Below are 5,418 nucleotides of genomic sequence, written 5' to 3' on the forward strand. Positions count from 1 at the left end.
AAATGGCGGTCTGCTAATTGTCGATACAGATAATTTTTTCGGGAAGAAACCGAGGTAGAATATTTTCAGATTCTTAAAATAGATTAAATAGCAGGATATATATATAAAATCTTTTCCTGCTAAGTTTTTTTTAATCGGGATTTTAATTGTTGCGTTCTTTTTTTGTACTCATTTCGTACCGGAATGATAAACACACACATATACGATTATGAATTTAAAATTACGTTTTTTCTCTCTATTATTCATTGCGTTTTTATTCCCGAAATGTCTTTTTGCGAGTTCCACGCTTCTACATCTGGATTGGAAAAATTATCTGGCAAAATATGACTTGCTTTGGAATCGTTTACCGGAGAAACTCTGGCAGTCTCCTTTTATGGGGAATGGAATGTTAGGCACGTATATCGTGTATGAGGAAGATTGTAATTCGATGCGTTTTGAGGTGTGCCGGAGCGATGTTCACGATCATCGTGCCGTACCTGAGACAGGAGACGGGAATATATTGTTCAATCGTTCCCGTCTTATGATCGGACATTTTTTGATGAAGCCGTGCGGTCGCATTCTGAAGTGTGACATGCGTACGGATATTTATAATGCGGAGACGTCAGGGACAATTATAACGGATAAAGGCTCGATACGATTTGAAGTTTTTGTGCATTCGCTTGATATGGGGATTATCGTAAAGACTGATGCGTCGTCCGGAGAAAACGGGTTTACATGGCAATGGGTCTCGGATTCTCCGAATTCTCCTCGGTATGATAAGTTTAAAGCAAGCGGGAATACTTCAAAGGTGGTACGGGAATATAAAGAAAATGCTTCGGCTGTTGTAGATGAAGAAAACCGGACGGCATTGTTTACTTATTTGAATGGCGGACAGACTGCTGTCCGTTGGCATATTTCGGGAAAAGGCAGTGCCCGGAGTCTATATGTGACTTGCGCCCATTCTTATCCTAATCATAATGCTTTGCAATTGTCTCGAGAATACCTTGACCGAATCTTGAAACCATCATATTCGAAGTTGAAAAAAACGCATCGGGAGTGGTGGAATAACTTTTATCAGAAAAGTTTTATTTCTTTACCGGATAAGAGAATCGAGAATTTTTATTGGATACAATTATATAAATTGGGATCGGCTACCCGTGCGGATCGGGGGATTATCGATAATACAGGACCTTGGATGGCTTTGACGCAATGGCCTGCTGCATGGTGGAATTTGAATGTGCAGCTTTCCTATTGGACAACTTATCCTTCTAATCATTTGGAACTTTCCCGTTCTTTGTCCAATACGATTTTTGCAGGAGAAAAAAATTTGATTCTAAATGTTCCGCAGAAATATAGATATAATTCTGCGGCTTTAGCACGGGCTACAGCTTCTGATTTGGTCGGATGGGTACGTGAAGCCGGAGCGTCGAAAGACGGTCCGGAAATCGGGTTATTGACATGGGCTTGTCATAATATATGGCTGGAATATCGTTATTCTATGGATAAGGAAATTTTAAAAAAGTTGTTTCCTATATTGAAACGTTCGGTCAACTATTATCTGCATTTTTTGAAAGAAGAAGATGATAAGCGGTTTCATCTGCCTTCTACTTATTCTCCGGAATACGGCAGCGCCTCGGATTGCAATTTTGATTTGTCGTTGTTGAAATGGGGGTGTAAAACACTTTTGGAAGCGGATTCTATTCTTGGCAAAAATGATAGTTTGCGCTCTCGTTGGAAAGATGTTTATGCAAGACTGACAGATTTCCCTTCCGATCCGGATGAAGGTTGGATGATAGGTCGGAATCGACCGTATGATATGTCGCACAGACATTATTCTCATTTGTTGATGGCTTATCCACTATATCTTGTCAATCGGGACCAACCGGGAGGTAAGGAGATGATCGTTAAGAGCGTAAATCATTGGCAAAGTATAAAAGGTGCTCTTGAAGGATATTCGCGTACAGGGGCGGCTTCTTTATATGCTTCTGTCGGGGAAGGAGATAAGGCTTTAGCTTATTTGGAGGAATTTATGCAAAAGTCGATGCAGCCGAATACTTGCTATCAGGAGGGTGGGAATCCGGTGATAGAGACACCTCTTTCAGGTGCTCGGGCTTTATTGGATATGGCATTGCAGAGCTGGGACGGTAAAATTCGTATTTTTCCGGCGATTCCCGGAATATGGAGGGACTTCGCCTTTGATAATTTACTGGCAGAAGGAGCCTTTGAAGTGAGTGCCGTTCGTAAAAACGGTAAGGTCGCATGGATACGTATTCACAGTTTGGCGGGAGAACCGTGTTTGGTCGAGTGTGATTTTTCGGGAGAACTGTATCAAAAAGGGAAGCGGAGATATAAGATCGATCGAATTTCCGATACTCTTTTTAGCTTGGACCTGAAAGCCGGAGAAGAGGTCGTTCTGTATGGAGATCCGTCTTTTAAAGATTTTAGAATAGGACCTGTTTCCGGTACTGAAAACAAAAAACCTTTTGGTTTTTACAACTGATGAAGAGATTATTTAATTCACATTAAAATTATGATTATATGAAAAAAAGATTGCTGTTTGTCTCATTGCTTATGGTAACAGTAGCCGGAATGACGGTTTTCGAGGTGTCCGGAGCGGATGCTAAGAAAAAGAAAAAAGCACCGGTGACTTTGGGCCCTAACCCTTTTGTAACCCATATATTTACAGCAGATCCTTCTGCCCATGTATGGAAAGACGGGCGTTTGTATGTATATCCCTCACACGACGTAGATCCGCCTCGAGGGTGTGACTTGATGGATCGTTATCATGTGTTTTCTACGGATGATATGGTAAACTGGACTGATCACGGGGAGATTTTGAATTCGAGTCAAGTGCCGTGGGGACGTCCTGAGGGCGGTTTTATGTGGGCTCCCGATTGTGCTTATAAGAATGGAACTTATTATTTTTATTTTCCTCATCCGAGCGGTACGGATTGGAACAATACGTGGAAAGTCGGAATTGCGACAAGCAAGTATCCGGCAAAAGATTTTAAAGTACAGGGATATATCGAGGGACTCGGTGATGCTTTTGCCATGATCGATCCTTGTGTATTTGTGGATGATGATGGTCAGGCGTATTTTTATTATGGCGGTGGCGGAAGATGTATCGGCGCCAGACTGAAAGATAATATGGTAGAATTGGCAGAAAAGCCGCGTAAGATGGAGGGGCTTTCCGATTTTCACGAGGCTGCTTGGGTACATAAGAGAAACGGTATTTATTATTTGTCTTATTCTGATAATGTCCCTCATCCCAATGGCAACAGAATGCATTATGCCACCAGTACGAGCCCGTTAGGACTATGGACTTATCGCGGAGTGATTTTGGAGGCTACGGGTTCGGGTACGAGTCATGGATCTATCGTGGAATATAAAGGGGAATGGTATTTGTTTTATCATGATTGTTCTATTTCAGGAAGGGGAAATCTGCGTTCGATCTGTGTAGATAAATTGTATTATAATCCAGACGGAAGCATTCAATTGGTAAAACAAACGAAAGGCGGAATTAAGAAATAAAGTTTTGTATTGAATCGAAAAGAGAAAGGGACTGTTCAGAAAAAGCAGTCCCTTTGTTGTAATTAATTGAATACTATTCGGTCATATTTTTATTGACAGGTTTTTGTTTTGTTTGTGTAGCAGCTGTTGTCCCGGTTTCGGGTACTGTCGTATTTTCTTCCCAATGGAATGGAGCGAACTCGGTGTCTTCACTTTTCCATGACGGTTTACGGGCGGCATAGATGATAAACGGAGCTGCTACAACAACGATGCAGCCTATGATAAGGACAGAGAACCATACGGTATTATTTCCTGTCGATATTTGACTGGGAGGAATAAAACTTAATATGAAAGCGAGTAATGATCCGCAGAATCCGAGTCCGGCGACAAACCAGATCAATCCGTTGCCTTTACTTCCGATGCGGAAAGGCCGGTCTGCTTTTTTCATGTTATACCGCAGATAGATGGCTGCAGCAAACATCATCAAGTACATGATGAGGTAGAGCAGAACGGTGAGCTGAGAGAGAATTTGGTAAAAACTTTGAACAGAGGGCATTACGACAAAAAGCAAGCTTAAAAGAGTGACGGCAAGCCCTTGGATGTACAGAATGTTTTTTTGTACGCCTATTTTATTCGTTTTTTGGAAGAATGGAGGCAGATACCCGGCTTTTCCTACGGCAAATATACCTTTTGACGGACCTGCAACCCAAGTTAGTACTCCGGCTAATACTCCGAAAGCCAGCGCTACGGCGATGACCGGCGATAACCATGACATGCGGATAAAGCTGAAATAGTTGTCGAATCCTTCCAGTAAGCTTTGGGTTAGGTTGATATCTTTTTGAGGAATGATGATTCCGAGAGAAAATGTTCCTAATATAAAAATGATAACCGTAATGGCTGAACCTATAAATACGGCTTTAGGATAATTTTTTGCAGGATTGTTTATATCTTTAACATGTATCCCTCCCATTTCCATACCGGCATAAAACAAAAATATGCTGGCTGCTAATACCAGATTGTCGAATTTTGAAAAGTCCGGAAGAAAGTCTCCGGAGAAGTCCATTTGGGATTGTCCGCCCATTGCCAGATAGACAATGGCAAGTATAACCAACAAGGCTGCCGGGATAATAGTCCCTACCATACCGCCGATTTTAGCGACTTTACCAACCCAGTTCAATCCTTTCAGGGAGATAAAGGTAGCCAACCAGTATATGATCAGTACGACGACCAACGTGTAAATTTTATTAGATGCCAACAACATGTCCTGAGAGTGATCCATTCCTATAAATGCAATAGAGACAGCTCCGAAGGTAAGCACGGTCGGATACCAGATCGTACTTTCTATCCATTGTAACCAGATGGCGAGAAATCCGAATTTTTTACCGAACGCTTCCCCTACCCATCGAAATACTCCGCCTTGTTTATCTTGAAACATGGCTGCCAGTTCTGCCGCGACCAATGCCGTCGGGATTAAAAATACGATTGCTGCAAACAGATAATAGAATGCCGAGCTTAATCCATATTCTGCTTCTGCCGGAAGTCCCCGTAGTGATACTACAGCCGTGACGTTCATGATCGCTAAAGTGAAGACTCCGAGTTTTACTGTTTTTCCAATATTTGCCATAATTTATGTATTAAAGAAATTATTTGTATATCTGCTTTTGGTATAACAAATTCTTGTACTGTTGGTTTAGAGCCTATCTAAAATTTCCAATAAAGAAATATTATCAGTTCTTTTTTGCATTTTTTTTCCGTGTTTCACTTGTCAGATAGCCTGTGCTATCCTCCTCGTAAAAACGACAAGACTTCTTCGAAAGAAACTCTCAAATTTGGCCCGAGTAAAATTTAGATAGGCTACTAGTCGGATAAAACCACTTTGGTTAAACAAACTTGCAGGAAGGGTTGTTTTTAGGGAAAACAATATTGAAT

General features: G+C 41.4%; 3 protein-coding genes. 2 read left to right on the plus strand and 1 reads right to left on the minus strand.

The window, feature by feature from the left end:
* Positions 1–208 precede the first annotated feature (208 nt).
* A complete protein-coding gene (locus tag AC1WHX_RS10115; RefSeq protein ID WP_418236435.1) occupies positions 209–2,479 on the plus strand; it encodes a glycosyl hydrolase family 95 catalytic domain-containing protein in 2,271 nt (756 codons plus the stop codon).
* Positions 2,480–2,568: 89 nt separating this feature from the next.
* On the plus strand, positions 2,569–3,510 hold the full coding sequence (locus AC1WHX_RS10120; RefSeq protein ID WP_475571463.1) for a family 43 glycosylhydrolase: 942 nt from the start codon (positions 2,569–2,571) through the stop codon (positions 3,508–3,510).
* Positions 3,511–3,583: 73 nt separating this feature from the next.
* Here the strand turns inward: AC1WHX_RS10120 and gadC are convergent, their stop codons facing one another.
* A complete protein-coding gene (gene gadC, locus AC1WHX_RS10125; protein ID WP_303116329.1) occupies positions 3,584–5,113 on the minus strand; it encodes a glutamine/gamma-aminobutyrate antiporter GadC in 1,530 nt (509 codons plus the stop codon).
* Between the last annotated feature and the right edge of the window lie 305 nt (positions 5,114–5,418).

It is taken from the genome of Coprobacter sp. (assembly GCF_982436375.1).

Coding starts and splice junctions, on each gene's coding strand:
- AC1WHX_RS10115 (WP_418236435.1), top strand. CDS start 209: ATGAATTTAAAATTACGTTTTTTCTCTCTATTATTCATTGCGTTTTTA.
- gadC (WP_303116329.1), bottom strand. CDS start 5,113: ATGGCAAATATTGGAAAAACAGTAAAACTCGGAGTCTTCACTTTAGCG.
- AC1WHX_RS10120 (WP_475571463.1), top strand. CDS start 2,569: ATGACGGTTTTCGAGGTGTCCGGAGCGGATGCTAAGAAAAAGAAAAAA.